12 protein-coding genes, 2 pseudogenes and 1 riboswitch are annotated in these 13,336 nt (G+C 55.5%); of the genes and pseudogenes, 8 read left to right on the top strand and 6 right to left on the bottom strand.

Features of this window, described 5'->3' with window-relative positions:
- Window positions 1–40: 40 nt before the first annotated feature.
- Window positions 41–538 (bottom strand): SsrA-binding protein SmpB, encoded by a 498-nt coding sequence (gene smpB, locus KBY99_RS08035; RefSeq protein ID WP_254929619.1) that lies wholly within the window; start codon window positions 536–538, stop codon window positions 41–43.
- 62 nt (window positions 539–600) lie between these two features.
- Between smpB and ruvB the strand changes: the two genes are divergently transcribed.
- From ruvB to KBY99_RS08000, 7 genes are all read left to right on the top strand, one after another.
- A complete protein-coding gene (gene ruvB, locus KBY99_RS08030) occupies window positions 601–1,683 on the top strand; it encodes a Holliday junction branch migration DNA helicase RuvB (RefSeq protein ID WP_254929618.1) in 1,083 nt (360 codons plus the stop codon).
- 13 nt (window positions 1,684–1,696) lie between these two features.
- Complete coding sequence (locus KBY99_RS08025) at window positions 1,697–2,455, top strand: tetratricopeptide repeat protein (protein WP_254998436.1); 759 nt, start codon at window positions 1,697–1,699, stop codon at window positions 2,453–2,455.
- A gap of 14 nt (window positions 2,456–2,469) precedes the next feature.
- A complete protein-coding gene (locus KBY99_RS08020; RefSeq protein ID WP_254929616.1) occupies window positions 2,470–3,702 on the top strand; it encodes an amidohydrolase in 1,233 nt (410 codons plus the stop codon).
- Window positions 3,699–3,917, top strand: a complete 219-nt coding sequence (locus KBY99_RS08015) for a DUF3188 domain-containing protein (protein ID WP_254929615.1) — start codon at window positions 3,699–3,701, stop codon at window positions 3,915–3,917. The genes KBY99_RS08020 and KBY99_RS08015 overlap by 4 nt, the downstream gene beginning before the upstream one ends.
- On the top strand, window positions 3,914–4,504 hold the full coding sequence (locus KBY99_RS08010; protein WP_254929614.1) for a HEAT repeat domain-containing protein: 591 nt from the start codon (window positions 3,914–3,916) through the stop codon (window positions 4,502–4,504). Before KBY99_RS08015 ends, KBY99_RS08010 begins: the two co-directional genes overlap by 4 nt.
- A gap of 5 nt (window positions 4,505–4,509) precedes the next feature.
- Window positions 4,510–4,628: riboswitch (TPP riboswitch) on the top strand.
- A gap of 42 nt (window positions 4,629–4,670) precedes the next feature.
- Window positions 4,671–6,041, top strand: a complete 1,371-nt coding sequence (gene thiC / locus KBY99_RS08005) for a phosphomethylpyrimidine synthase ThiC (RefSeq protein WP_254998435.1) — start codon at window positions 4,671–4,673, stop codon at window positions 6,039–6,041.
- 33 nt (window positions 6,042–6,074) lie between these two features.
- Complete coding sequence (locus KBY99_RS08000; RefSeq protein ID WP_254998433.1) at window positions 6,075–6,968, top strand: decaprenyl-phosphate phosphoribosyltransferase; 894 nt, start codon at window positions 6,075–6,077, stop codon at window positions 6,966–6,968.
- Window positions 6,969–7,867: 899 nt separating this feature from the next.
- Here KBY99_RS08000 and KBY99_RS07995 read toward each other — a convergent pair.
- The 5 genes and pseudogenes from KBY99_RS07995 to KBY99_RS07975 all read right to left on the bottom strand — a co-directional run.
- Window positions 7,868–9,004, bottom strand: a complete 1,137-nt coding sequence (locus KBY99_RS07995; protein ID WP_254998431.1) for a glycosyltransferase — start codon at window positions 9,002–9,004, stop codon at window positions 7,868–7,870.
- Window positions 9,005–9,009: 5 nt separating this feature from the next.
- A complete protein-coding gene (locus KBY99_RS07990) occupies window positions 9,010–9,369 on the bottom strand; it encodes an EamA family transporter (RefSeq protein WP_254998430.1) in 360 nt (119 codons plus the stop codon).
- A 75-nt stretch (window positions 9,370–9,444) separates the two neighbouring features.
- The gene (locus KBY99_RS07985) at window positions 9,445–9,996 is read right to left on the bottom strand and encodes a class I SAM-dependent methyltransferase (protein ID WP_254998428.1); all 552 of its coding nucleotides are present in this window, start codon (window positions 9,994–9,996) and stop codon (window positions 9,445–9,447) included.
- Window positions 9,997–10,066: 70 nt separating this feature from the next.
- Window positions 10,067–12,094, bottom strand: a complete 2,028-nt coding sequence (locus tag KBY99_RS07980) for a hypothetical protein (RefSeq protein ID WP_254998426.1) — start codon at window positions 12,092–12,094, stop codon at window positions 10,067–10,069.
- A 795-nt stretch (window positions 12,095–12,889) separates the two neighbouring features.
- Window positions 12,890–13,219 (bottom strand): annotated as a pseudogene (locus KBY99_RS07975) (transketolase-like TK C-terminal-containing protein); the annotation flags it as partial.
- On the opposite strand from KBY99_RS07975, the pseudogene KBY99_RS14920 reads away from it, so the two are divergent.
- Window positions 13,212–13,336: pseudogene (locus KBY99_RS14920) on the top strand (phosphomethylpyrimidine synthase ThiC); the annotation flags it as partial. The pseudogenes KBY99_RS07975 and KBY99_RS14920 overlap by 8 nt on opposite strands.

Here is a 13,336-nt window from a genome sequence, read left to right as displayed (position 1 = left end):
GGCATATGGGCGGGTAGGTCGAGCGCTCCGGCCCCCCAATTCAGAGCCGGGCGATTGCGGCCTTGGCGTCCTTGATGTCCTGCTTGCGCCGCTCCTCGTGACGCTTGTCGTGCAGCTTGCGGCCCTTGGCCAAGCCGATTGTCAACTTGATCCAGGAGCCCTTGAGATGCAGGTTCAGGGGAATCAGGGTGAGGCCTTTTTGATCTAGGCCAATCCGCAATTTGTCAATTTCGCGGCGGTGGGCCAGCAATTTGCGCACCCGCAACGGCTCGTGGTTAAAAAATGCGCTGGCATGGCTGTGGGGCGAAATGTGCACGTTGTGCAGCTGCAGTTCTCCCTTGCGAATCAGGCAGAAGCCATCGCGCAGGTTTGATTGCCCGGCCCGGATCGACTTCACCTCGGTGCCAAATAGCTCCAGGCCACACTCCAGGGTTTCCAGAATTTCGTATTGATGCCGGGCAAAGCGGTTGTCAGCCAGCAGCTTGTTGGCGGCATCGCGCTGGGCCTTAGCGCTCTTCTTGCCCCCGCCCTTGGCCATCGCTGCTCCGCAACCGTCCCCTTGATCTCCCGACCCTAGGGAGCCCCCGGTACCCTCGCTGCATGGCCATCGTCTCCTCGGGATCTTCGGCGCCCCGCGGCCGCCCCAGCCGCGACGAGCCACCAGCGCGTCTTGTGGATCCCGCTCCCGTGCTCGAGGAGCTCCCCGCCGCAGCCAGTGGCCTGCCCCGGGAGGACAGTCTCCGCCCTAAGCGCCTTGCCGATTACATCGGCCAGAGCGAGCTCAAGCAGGTGCTGGCCATCGCGGTGGAGGCCACCCGCGCCCGCCAAGAGGCCCTCGACCACGTGCTGCTCTACGGCCCACCGGGCCTGGGCAAAACCACCATGGCTTTGGTGCTGGCCGAGGAGTTGGGTGTGCGCTGCCGCATCACCAGCGCCCCGGCTCTAGAGCGCCCCCGCGACATCGTTGGCCTGCTGGTCAACCTGCAGCCCCATGAGCTGCTGTTCATCGACGAGATTCATCGGCTCAACCGGGTGGCCGAGGAAATTCTTTATCCAGCGATGGAGGATTACCGCCTCGATCTCACCGTGGGTAAGGGCACGACGGCCCGCACCCGCAGCCTGGATCTGCCCCCTTTCACGCTTGTTGGCGCCACCACTCGGGCCGGATCGCTGAGTTCACCGCTGCGGGATCGCTTCGGCCTGATTCAGCGGCTTGAGTTCTACGGACTCGATGAGCTTCAGCAAATTGTGGAGCGGGCTGCTGGCCTGCTCCAGATCAAGCTCGAGGGTGGGGCCGCCTTGGAAGTTGCCCGCCGCTGTCGCGGCACCCCCCGCATTGCCAATCGCCTGCTGCGTCGGGTGCGCGATGTGGCATCGGTGCGGGGCCATGGCCGCATCGGCGCGCCCCTGGTTGCGGAGGCCCTAAGCCTGCATCGCGTTGACGACCGCGGCCTCGATGCCAGTGACCGGCGTTTGCTCACCTTGATGCTCGAGGGCTACGGCGGCGGCCCCGTGGGCCTCGACACCCTGGCTGCCGGTCTCGGCGAAGATTCCTCCACCCTCGAAGCGGTGGTGGAGCCCTACCTGTTGCAGCTGGGTTTTCTGCAGCGCACCCCTCGGGGCCGGCTGGTTACTCCGGCGGGCCGCAACCACCTGGGCTGGCCGGCTAATGCGGCCGCATGACCAGCAGCCAACAATGATTCCTACGTTGTTTTCCTTGCTGCTGGGCCTGCAACTGCTGCTGCCCCAGCTATTTGATCAGGCCCTCAGCGCCAGCCGGCAGGGGCGCTTTGATGAGGCTCTACCCCTCTGGAACCAGGTGCTGGAGGTGGCCCCGGACGATGCGGCGGCCTGGAGTAATCGCGGCAATGTGCAGCTCGCCCTGGGCGATCCCCGCGCTGCCATTGCTGACCAGACCAAGGCGATGCAGCTCGACGGCGAGAGCCCCGATCCCCACCTCAATCGCGGCACAGCCGAGGAGGCCCTGGGCCAGTGGGCTGCCGCCGAAGCCGACTACCTCTGGATCTTGGAGCGCGCTCCGAGCGATGAGGGTGAACCGCGCGCCTCAGCCCTTTACAACCTCGGCAACGTGCAGGGCTCCCTGGGTGACTGGCAGGAAGCGCGCCGTTGCTTTGAAGCCGCTTCCCTAGCTAGGCCAGGCTTTGCCATGGCCCGCTCCAGCGCCGCCCTGGCGGCCTTCCAGCTGGGCGATCGCGCCGAGGCCGAGCGGCAGCTGCGCAACCTGATCCGCCGCTATCCCCTGTTTGCTGATGCCCGAGCTGGCCTCACCGCCCTGCTCTGGCATAAGGGGGCTCGCGGTGAGGCCGAAAGCAACTGGGCCGCGGCCTCCGGCCTCGATCCCCGCTACCGGCAGCAAGAATGGTTGCTTGCGACGCGGCGTTGGCCCCCCGAGCCGGTGGCAGCTCTGGCGCAATTCCTCGCTTTGGCCCCTTGAACGATGGCCCTCGAATGACGGCAACACCCTGCAGCTGGAATTGGCAGGCCCTGGGGCTTGAGCAGGCCCTGGCCGAGGTGCTGCCGGAGCTGATCCAGTTGCGGCGTCATATCCATCGCCATCCCGAGCTCAGTGGCCATGAGCAGCAGACCGCTGCCCTGGTGGCAGGTGAGCTGCGGCGCTGGGGTTGGCAGGTGCGCGAGGGTGTGGGCCGCACCGGCGTGCTGGCGGAGCTGGGGCCAGAGCAGGGGCTTGATGGCTTGCCTGCCCCCCTGGTGGCCCTGCGGGTGGATATGGATGCCCTGCCTGTGGAGGAGCGCACCGGCCTCGACTACGCCTCCATCCAGCAGGGCCTGATGCATGCCTGCGGCCACGATCTGCACACCGCCGTGGGGCTGGGGGTGGCCTACCTGCTGGCGGAGCTTGCCGAGCGCCACCCCGAGCTGCTCACGGCCAGGGTGCGGCTGTTGTTTCAGCCCGCTGAGGAAACGGCCCAGGGGGCGGCCTGGATGAAGGCCGATGGCGCCATGGACGGCGTGGCAGCCCTGTTTGGTGTGCACGTGTTTCCCAGCCTGGCGGCGGGCACGATCGGCGTGCGCAGCGGCAGCCTTACGGCGGCGGCCGGTGAGCTGGAGGTGGAGGTGCTGGGCGAGGGCGGCCACGGCGCCCGACCCCACCAGAGCACTGACGCCATTTGGATTGCGGCGCGGGTGGTGAGTGGTCTGCAGGAGGCGATCAGCCGCCGCCTTGATGCCCTGCATCCGGTGGTGGTGAGTTTCGGGCGGATCGAGGGCGGTAAGGCCTTCAACGTGATCGCCGACCATGTGCGCCTGCTCGGCACGGTGCGCTGCCTCGACACCGACGTGCACGCCCAGCTGCCAGGCTGGATCGAAGACACGGTGCAGGCCCTCTGCCGCGGCCATGGCGGCGAGGCCCGGGTGCGTTATCGGGTGATTTCACCGCCCGTGCACAACGACCCTGCCCTCACCGAGCTGGTGGCGGATGCTGGGGTGGAGCTGCTCGGCCGCCAGCAGGTGCAGTGGCTCGAGCAGCCGTCTTTGGGAGCAGAGGATTTCGCCGAACTGCTCGATGGCATCCGCGGCACCATGTTTCGGCTGGGGGTGGCGGGGCCTCAGGGCTGCACGCCGTTGCATAGCAACAGCTTCGCTCCCGACGAAGCGTCCCTGCCGGTGGGCATTGGCGTGCTCACCTTGAGCCTGCTGCGCTGGATGGAGCGGCGCCCGTGAGGCAAAGGCCCTGGCTGCGGGGGTTGCTGGCCCTCTCCTCGCCCCTGTTGATCCTGGTGGCATTGCTTGTGCTGCTGCAGCGCCGCGGCGTCGATCGGATTCCAGCCCTGCCAGCTCTGCTGATCGGCACGGGCCTGCTTGTTACCAGTGCGGTGGGCCGGCGGCGACGACGGCGTGAGCTGCTGGCGGCCCTGCGCCACGATGGGGATGTATGACCAATCCCTCTCCCGATCTTGCGGCCCTGCGTGAGGCCATTCTTTGCGGAGACCCCAGCCGGGCCATGCCCGCCCTGGTGGGTTTGCGGGAGGTGCCGGTGGAGCAGGCCGTGCCCTTACTCCTGCTCGGGCTGGAGCAGAGCATGTTCATGGTGCGCTCGCTCAGCTGCGCCGGCCTTGGGGTGAAGCAAAACGAGGCCGGCTGGCAGGCGCTGGTGGCCGCGATGCAGGGCGATGAGGACGCCAATGTGCGGGCCGAAGCTGCTAACTCCCTGGTGAGCCACAGCCTTGAGCGGGCCTGGCCCCTGCTGCGTGATGGGTTTGCAGCCGATCAGCAGTGGCTGGTGCGCTGCAGCATCCTTTCGGCTCTTGCTGAGCAGCCAGCCATTGATCCGGCCTGGTTGCTGGAGCTGGCGTCGATGGCGATCACAGACGCTGATGGCACGGTGCGGGTGGGCGGCGCCGAGATCCTGGCCCGCTTGGTGCGGGAGCAGGGCACTGCCGAGGCCCGGGTTCTGTTGCAGCAGCTTCAGGCCGACCCCGACCACCGGGTGGTGGCCGCGGCGCTCAATGGTCTGCAGAGCTAGGTTGGATGGGTCACTAGGGGTGCCCCGCTGCCGGCCTTAATCAGTTGTGCAGCTTTGGGCTGAGATCACACCCTCCGAACCTGATCCGGGTCATGCCGGCGCAGGGAAGTGGAATTGGATTGTGAAACCACTCTCAGGCTGCGCCCCGCCCTATTTGCAGCCTCAAATGCGTAGCGCCTGGATTGAGAAGCGTCGCGGCACCGCGAACTATTCCCAGATGTATTACGCCCGCCAGGGCGTAGTGACTGAAGAGATGGCCTATGTGGCCAAGCGGGAAAACCTGCCCGAATCGTTGGTGATGGAGGAGGTGGCTCGGGGCCGCATGATCATCCCGGCCAACATCAACCACCCCAATTTGGAGCCGATGGCGATCGGCATCGCCAGCCGCTGCAAGGTGAACGCCAACATCGGCGCCTCCCCCAATGCTTCCGATCTCGATGAGGAGGTGGCCAAGCTGCGCCTAGCGGTGAAGTATGGCGCCGACACGGTGATGGATCTTTCCACCGGCGGCGTCAATCTCGATGAGGTGCGCACGGCGATCATCAATGCCTCGCCGGTGCCGATCGGCACGGTGCCCGTATATCAGGCGCTCGAGAGCGTGCACGGCTCCATCGAGAAGCTCGACGCCGACGACTTCCTGCACATCATCGAGAAGCACTGCCAGCAGGGCGTTGACTACCAAACGATTCATGCCGGCCTGCTGATTGAGCACCTGCCGCTAGTGAAGGGTCGCCTCACCGGCATCGTGAGCCGCGGTGGCGGGATCTTGGCCCAGTGGATGCTTTATCACCACAAGCAGAACCCCCTGTTCACCCATTTCGATGACATCATCGAAATCTTCAAGCGCTACGACTGCAGCTTCTCCCTTGGGGACTCCCTACGTCCGGGTTGTCAGCACGACGCCTCCGACGCCGCCCAGCTGGCTGAGCTCAAAACCCTCGGCCAGCTCACCCGCCGCGCCTGGGAGCACGACATCCAGGTGATGGTGGAGGGTCCGGGCCATGTGCCGATGGATCAGATCGAATTCAACGTCAAAAAGCAGATGGAGGAGTGCAGTGAGGCCCCCTTCTATGTGCTGGGCCCGCTGGTCACAGACATCGCCCCCGGCTACGACCACATCACCAGTGCCATCGGCGCGGCGATGGCCGGTTGGTATGGCACGGCCATGCTCTGCTACGTGACTCCGAAGGAGCACCTGGGCTTGCCTAATGCCGAGGATGTGCGTGAGGGACTGATTGCTTACAAGATCGCTGCCCACGCTGCCGACATCGCCCGCCATCGCCCCGGCGCCCGCGATCGCGACGATGAACTCAGCCGCGCCCGCTACGCCTTCGACTGGAACAAGCAGTTCGATCTCTCGCTTGATCCAGAGCGGGCTCGCGAGTATCACGACGAAACTCTTCCTGCAGATATCTATAAACAGGCCGAGTTCTGCTCGATGTGTGGCCCCAAGCACTGCCCAATGCAAACCAAGATCACTGATGAGGATCTTGATCAGCTGCAGAAGGCACTGCAGGCTTCTGGCTCCATCAGCTAGTGAGGATTTCATTTGTTTTTTGACTGCTGTTTGTTGACAGCCTGCCGCCCGCGGCAGTGGACCAAGAACCTGCTGGTGTTCGCAGCGCCGCTGTTCGCCTTTCGCTTCGAGCCTGATGAGTGGCTGCTGGCGGGGGGAGCACTGGTGGCGTTCTGTTTGATCTCCAGCGCTATCTATCTGCTGAATGACTGCATGGATGTGGCGGCCGACAGGCTCCACCCCACTAAGCGAAAACGGCCGATCGCCGCCGGCCTAGTGAGCGTGCCAACTGCTCTCACCACAGCTGCGGTTCTGGCGGCAGCCAGCCTAAGCCTGGCGGCCTGCGTCGCGCCGGCTCTGGCAGGTGTGGTGCTGATGTACGGGTTGATCCAGGTGGGCTACTGCCTGAGGCTTAAGCGGATGCCGCTGCTTGATCTTTTCTGCATCGCTTCGGGCTTTCTACTTCGGGCGATCGCCGGCGCGGTGGCAACGATGCTGCAGCCTTCCCCCTGGTTTCTGCTCACGGTGGGCTTGCTGGCGCTGTTTCTCGCGATCGGGAAGCGCAAGGCGGAGCTGCGGGTTGCTCAGGATCGGGGTGTGATCACCCGGAGGGTCTTGGACCGCTACTCACTGCCGCTACTTTTGCGGCTGGAGAGCACCGTGGCCACCAGTGCTTTCGTTTGCTACTCGCTCTGGGCTGCGGGTCCGGCCTTGCGAGGGGCTTCCACCAGCTGGATGCTGCTCACGGTGCCATTCGTGCTGGTGGGAATTTTTCGCTACCAGCTGCTCAGTGACCCGGATGAAGTGGAACGGCGCAGCATCCTGGATCCAGATAGCACCAGCGAGAAACCTGAAGAGATCCTATTGGGTGACCGGGGCATCAAGTTGACTTTGGCGGCCTGGTTGGTTACAACAGCAGTGATTGGTCTTGTCAATCGAGCAAGTTGATACGACGTGGCGGATCAGCTGATTGCACTGTTCGATTCCGAGGTGACCCCGGCGCTGATAGACTGCCTGTGGTGCTTTACGGCTCATCCGAAGTCATACCGGAGGTAGCTCCGCTACTGGTTCTCGCCACCCAGAAGTCTGAGCAGGCCCTTGATGTCATAAACTAAATCGTCGTGTATTCGGTGATCGATTAGATCCCATCGAGCCGCAGGTTATTAATGGCTAGTCTACTAAGGGAGGCCAGCTGATTTGGAATCCGTTTTTGTTCCGGTAGCTGTTGGAGTCTTCTCGAAGAGGTACTTCGCGCACTTAATGCGTAGGCACAGGGGCCCTCTCTCAGGAAAGTATTTGCTTAACTTTTGTGATGCTAGGGGGCTTGAGGAGATGAGAAATACTTCGCTAAAGCGGGGCTGTCAAGGCTGATTTGAGAAGGCGGATGACTCCGCCACACCGAGTAATGGATTTCCCAAGAATTGGGTATCTATCTCGTCACCTTCAAGCACAGCAGGAAGGGGTGGTGGTTGCAGGGAGAAGTGGTGCAGGCATATTAGAATGAAACTGAGGGCTTTAAGGCTACCGACAAATGCACAGTGATGGAGGCGGCCCTAGAAGACCTGGTTACGTTCTTGCACTTCCCGCAGGAGCACTGGCGCATGGTCACGATCACCTTCCCAGCTGCGATCTCATCAACCAGCAAGGCTGGAAACGATCCCGTCTACCGGTCAACCAGATTGATGCAAAGCGCCCATCATCCTGATTGACACGGGGCAACTGGAGCATCGCCTATGTGTCTGCAAGCACACCATGGCCAAAATCCAGTAGCTCCAGGAGCCGCTGGAGATCACCGTACCGGTTCATGGCGCCTGCAGCTAAAAGCCGCCAAAATCCGCGACAGTCTCCTATTCACAAGTATCTAAATCATTGATCAATGATTGATATCCAACGAGAAATAAGTCGTTGCTAAAACTTTTAAAAAGAATATTTCTGACAGTATTCTTGTCTAATTTACGCCTAGTCCGTTTTGCGTCTTTTATGGCAGACACCAATGAGCTTACGGAGCTTGGCTTGCACAAATGACCTATTCCTGTATTTAAGATTGCCGATCTAACACCAGGCATGTTTGAAGCAACAGGAATGGCGCCATAGGACATTGCTTCAATTTGCACCATGCCGAAGGCTTCAAATCTATTAGTACTTGGTAGTAGCAATACATCAATCGTTTTATAAAACTCAATGAGATCTAAATCTTCCAATTTGCCAACGAGCTTAATATTAAAAGAATTGACCAGCTGCGAGCTGATTTCTGAATATATAGACCCACCGGCGATTTCCTTGTAGTCACCAGCTATCCAAAAAACTATATGATCTTCCTTGAGTTCATTGGCAGCCTTGATAAGTATATCAATGCCTTTTTCACGCACTAGGCGCCCTACAAATCCACAAATTAAAGCATTTTCCGCTTGTTTTTTTGTTAATAATGAGAAATCATTGTCTCTATCCTCTAGCCGATTTGGTGGGCTGATCGCTATCATCTTTGGCAGATAGTTTTTAAGGACGGAAGAACTTGTGGAATAATCCTTCGACAAAACTACAATACTTTTAGCCCTTACGAGAGCAATATGCATAGATGCTCTCGTTGAGAGAACAGCAAGCTTGTTAAATATGCTACCAACCAGGGCCATGTCACAATGATATGTAGCAATAATCGGCTTAACTGTTAGCAAAGATAAAAGTCCGCTTTCAAGCATCGGAAGATGCAAGTTGACTACATCGCTTCTTTTAGATAAATGCATAAAGAGCCTGATGAACTCGCTTGAAATATAGCCTTTGTCAAGCCTAAAAAGAATCTTGGCCCTGTAAATGCAGTAGCCATTTATTCTTTCTACTTGTTTAAGCTCTGGTGCATGAAGTCCTGTTAAAATTCTGACATCATTTGATTTTGAAAGAGATTCAGCTAATGCTCGTGCATACTCGCTTACACCACTAATATAAGGGTAAAAATAATTAAGAACGATAAGAATCTTCCTGCGTTCCATTTGCCTTAAGACCTGCCAACAATTATAACACCTGTCATAATAATACCAATTCCAGTCAATCTGCCTGCTGAGGGCTTTTCACCAAGAATTAGGATCGACAATAAAATCGTATAAATATACACAATAGCCAGCAAGGGCTGCAGCTTTGTCAAATCCATGCTTCGCAATAAATAAGTCCACAATATAATGGGCACCAAATAGCATATGCCACCAAGCCATGCGTATTTATTTAAAATTACTTGAGCAATAATTTCCGGAATCGGAAGTGATAGTGACAGACTTTCGCTTAACTTCTTCAAAAAGATAGTTCCTATGGCTGCTATTAGTGATCCAAGATTAATCAGAAAAAAATTAGTTAATGTCACAAGACTTCCTCATGATAAAGATCACATTCTCGCCGTCATTACGGCTTAAAATAGGTACTGCTAGAAAGAATTGAATCAAGGTGCGCAGTAATCTGCATAAATCAGGAAAGGAAAAAAGTATTTCCTCTTGGTGGCGTAAGGGAAGTCATAATAGCCATCTGAAAATGATGATATAATGCTGAGTCCCCAAACTGTTTTGAACATATTTTCCCATTCTTGAGCTGATTTTATATTAAGGTGCGTTGGATCACTAAAAGCTTTCCAGTCCTTCCCTTTTAATATATGAGCACCTCCAAATTTATTTGGCATGACTGCAATTACAGTTCCATTGACCGTAAGTTTGCAATTCATTTCTTGAAATATGTTGACCAGCAGGGCGTCCTCAATGTGTTCAAACACATGAAGGGCGACAATCGAGGACAAGTGGTTGTCAGGTATATCTCTCATTGACTCTAAAAACTTTGCTTTAGGTGCAATTTGCCTGGCAGCACTCAGTGCGTAAGTGTTCGTCTCAACTCCATACACCTTAGCGTGCTTCGATAGTCTTTTTGCAAAATGCCCAACTCCACAACCAAACTCTAAAACGGGGCCTACACCTGAATACTTTCTCCATAGCTTTTCATACATGATTAAGGCGGGACGATCGCCGTCCTGAGAATTATTCGAATAATATTCCTTATATCATTTTAAAAAAGCTTCATGGGAGTAGTCTTTGGTGAATTGAGCTTATCGCAAGAAAAAGAATTCTATCATCTTCCGACTGTCCTAGGCTTTTTGGGGACTTTGGTTCCCAATTGCAGTCAAATTTAAACTGACTCCAGCCAGGTTTGTATCTCACTGCAATTTTATGTGAACTTGCAGCTACACTAACAAGGACCTTGCCGTTTTCATCTTCCACGTAGACTTTCCCCGTCGAGGGCGGGTCATAGACAGTAAACTGAATTTCAAGAATGCCGGAACCTTGTTTTTTGGGACCGTAAGTTTCGATTGTGAAGCCTTTTTGTGTCCAGCAAAACGTTTTTTCGCATTTGTACCATCTAGCGCCTTGCAAGGAAAATGGTATGGAAAAAGCAAGACTTTTGGCTGGGTAAATTTTCAAGTTATCATCTTGCCAAGCCGGCTGAACATTATCCTTGATCGGGCCCAGGAAAAGTTGCTTTTTATATTTACTCTTGCTAGTTGCTAACCAATCAATACCTTTTGTATTTTTTAGAGTGTTGTACTGAATGTTATGCCTGTATCCGCTTACGTCGATAGACGTATTTTCTGGCGATGGCATCAAAACCTTGGCGCCACCCATGCTAAAAAACAGAGAATAATAATTTGTTTTCATGAATCTGTCCTGCCCCGACCAGTTTGATCCATCCAGGTAAACAACTTGTCCTTTGCGGGCTATATCTTTTGCTTCAATCGCGCTATTTGTCAAACTTCTTTCTCCTCCGGTTCGCCTAATAAGAGTATTCGCTCTATTCAAAAAGTCTGCATTGATGTAAAGTATTGAACTTAATCCAATTACGCTCAGCCAGGCTGTCCTTGCAGTCGGGATTCTTTGAATGTTTAAACTTATCTGAATTAGAAAGATGCTGGATAGAGCCAATGCCCAGCTGGGGCCAAGAAGCTGAAGGACTTTGTGCTCCCCGTAGTCATAAGATGTCTTTTCAAGGTATAATATAAAAGCTGTAGACGTGAAAAATAGAGGCATTATACCTGTTCTTAAGTCGCGCATTTTGAACGCCAAAAGAAGGCCTAAGAGCGTAACCGATATGGATAACGATAGCTGGAGAAGTGTTGGATAGTCTCCCCACATTAAAATTCCATTGATAAATCCGCCAATCCATGCAATTGTATTATGGTGTAGATACCACGAGTGCCAGTCGGCATCCTTGGGTAGGCTGGACAGCGTAAAAATATTGTTTATAACCTGAATTGCCGGTATATTTCCTAAGGCTAATATAATGGCTCCGCTTAAGACTAGGCTCCTTATTGTCTTCCATGGGTTGATTGCCAAGCTTTTCTGCATGTAGTCAATAAAAACTGATATTAAAAGCATCAGGCCGCCATACAATAGGATTTCGCCGTAAAAGTGTGTTCCGATCGCGATCCAAGTGGCCATTAGGGCATGTCGTTTAAGCGGATCTAGTCTTCGATGCAGGGTAAGAGCTGTTAACATTGATAAACATGCAGAGCCGACCACTGTTGCGATGTTGCTATTGGTTAGAGCTCCTATAAAGCCTGTGGATAATGAGGATGCGAGTGTTGCTAGACAGCTGTATGCGTTCAATTTTTTTATCTTTTGCGTCGAAAGTATTAGCTTTGAAGCTCTCCATGTGATCAGCGAGGCATATCCAGATATTAGATAGATATTGCTCCCTTTTGTGGTGCTTGACAGGCTTGTTATCCATCCAAGTAGGGTGTATGTCCCTGACCTGTTCAGAGTCGAATCATGTCCGATATACGGACAACCCCATTCATTTAAGGCTTTGCTTGTGGGGGCGAATAGCGAATGTTTCACTGACCACTCTTGCCCACAGAAGTAGAAAAGACTATCGTTGTTGGGCCCTTCTATTAGCCAGTAACTATTCATTCTGAAAAGAGTAAATATAATAATCGATGCTGCTGTAGTCGTACCAATTGCCCAAATAAAGTCGGGTAAAATACTTGCCGTTGTCTTCCGAGGATTTTTAATCAGCCAAATAAAAATCCCCAGGCTGGAGGCAATGCTCAAGCAGGGGAATAGTATCCGCCCTGCGATCCACTGGTTTAGGTTTGCTAGTAGTAGCAAGTAGATTGCTAGCCATAGTATCCGGCGAATCTCTACCCGACCCTTTTCGCCCCCCTCTCCGCCTGCGCTGGCCAATACGCATGCCAGAAGCAAGGCTATGCCTGCTAGTAAGGATGCCAATCGTAGTCGCTTGCGGTGGTATTTTCTTGCTATATTATACGTTGTCCTCCTTCAGACGGTATTGGGCGGTTGGCATGCAGGGCGTAAATCTTCACCTGTACGTCCTTAGGCTCCACCGCCTCGAGCAATTAGTTCAGGACCTAGATTTCTACACCTGCTTTGGTTAGGTAGATGATCTGGGCCTTCGCTGCCTCTAGGTAGGCCTGCAGCAGCAGGGATGATAAATTCGATTGCGATCGGCTGAAGTTGCTCCCCACCAGCTTGTCGAGCGTCTGGCGGCCACCTTTTCTAATACTTCTAAAACTACCAACCACCCCCGCCAGCTGAGGATGCAAGGAGCGCAGCCGATTGGATCCTCATCCCCTAGCGAATTGAGAAAGCTGATCAGATCGCTTGCAGCAGCATGAGTTGTTGGGAGCTCAGAAGCGAATAAATCTGAGCAGTTTCTGGGCACCCACCATGCTCGGCGGCTCCAGTCAGAGCTTCTGGGACAGGCTTTTAATAGGCCCTGGGTCTCTCAGCCTTGTGCGTTGATAGAGGGAAGGCTGGTGGATGATTGGTCCCCAACCCCACTATAAAAGGCTCTGCTGAGTTTCTCGGCGGAGGTCAGTATTTTGATCAGCCCAACCCTTTGGCAGTTGTCACCACGTTCTCCACGGTGAAGCCAAACTTCTCAAGGCAGACCGGGCCAGGTGCCGAAGCGCCGAAGCGGTCGGTAGAGATGCAGGCGCCATCGAAGCCGGTGTATTTGTGCCAGCCGAAGGAGCTGGAGGCTTCCACCACAATGCGCTTGCGCACGGCGGCGGGCAGCACGCTTTCGCGGTAGGCGGCATCCTGCTCTTCGAACAGCTCGATGCAGGGCATCGAAACCACGCGTACGTTTTTGCCTTCGGCGTGCAGCTTGGCTGCGGCTTTGGTGCAGAGCTCCAGCTTGGTGACGGTGCCGATCGGCACGGTGCCCGTATATCAGGCGCTCGAGAGCGTGCACGGCTCCATCGAGAAGCTCGACGCCGACGACTTCCTGCACATCATCGAGAAGCACTGCCAGCAGGGCGTTGACTACCA

It is taken from the genome of Cyanobium sp. Maggiore-St4-Cus (assembly GCF_024345615.1).
In the GTDB taxonomy this organism is placed as follows: domain Bacteria; phylum Cyanobacteriota; class Cyanobacteriia; order PCC-6307; family Cyanobiaceae; genus Cyanobium_A; species Cyanobium_A usitatum.
This window is presented reverse-complemented; position numbering and strand designations above follow the sequence as displayed.

Bases quoted from the DNA above. Each gene is read 5' to 3' on its own strand.
- smpB (WP_254929619.1), bottom strand. From the start codon at position 538: ATGGCCAAGGGCGGGGGCAAGAAGAGCGCTAAGGCCCAGCGCGATGCC.
- thiC (WP_254998435.1), top strand. From the start codon at position 4,671: ATGCGTAGCGCCTGGATTGAGAAGCGTCGCGGCACCGCGAACTATTCC.
- ruvB (WP_254929618.1), top strand. From the start codon at position 601: ATGGCCATCGTCTCCTCGGGATCTTCGGCGCCCCGCGGCCGCCCCAGC.
- KBY99_RS07985 (WP_254998428.1), bottom strand. From the start codon at position 9,996: ATGTATGAAAAGCTATGGAGAAAGTATTCAGGTGTAGGCCCCGTTTTA.
- KBY99_RS07995 (WP_254998431.1), bottom strand. From the start codon at position 9,004: ATGGAACGCAGGAAGATTCTTATCGTTCTTAATTATTTTTACCCTTAT.
- KBY99_RS08010 (WP_254929614.1), top strand. From the start codon at position 3,914: ATGACCAATCCCTCTCCCGATCTTGCGGCCCTGCGTGAGGCCATTCTT.
- KBY99_RS08025 (WP_254998436.1), top strand. From the start codon at position 1,697: ATGATTCCTACGTTGTTTTCCTTGCTGCTGGGCCTGCAACTGCTGCTG.
- KBY99_RS08020 (WP_254929616.1), top strand. From the start codon at position 2,470: ATGACGGCAACACCCTGCAGCTGGAATTGGCAGGCCCTGGGGCTTGAG.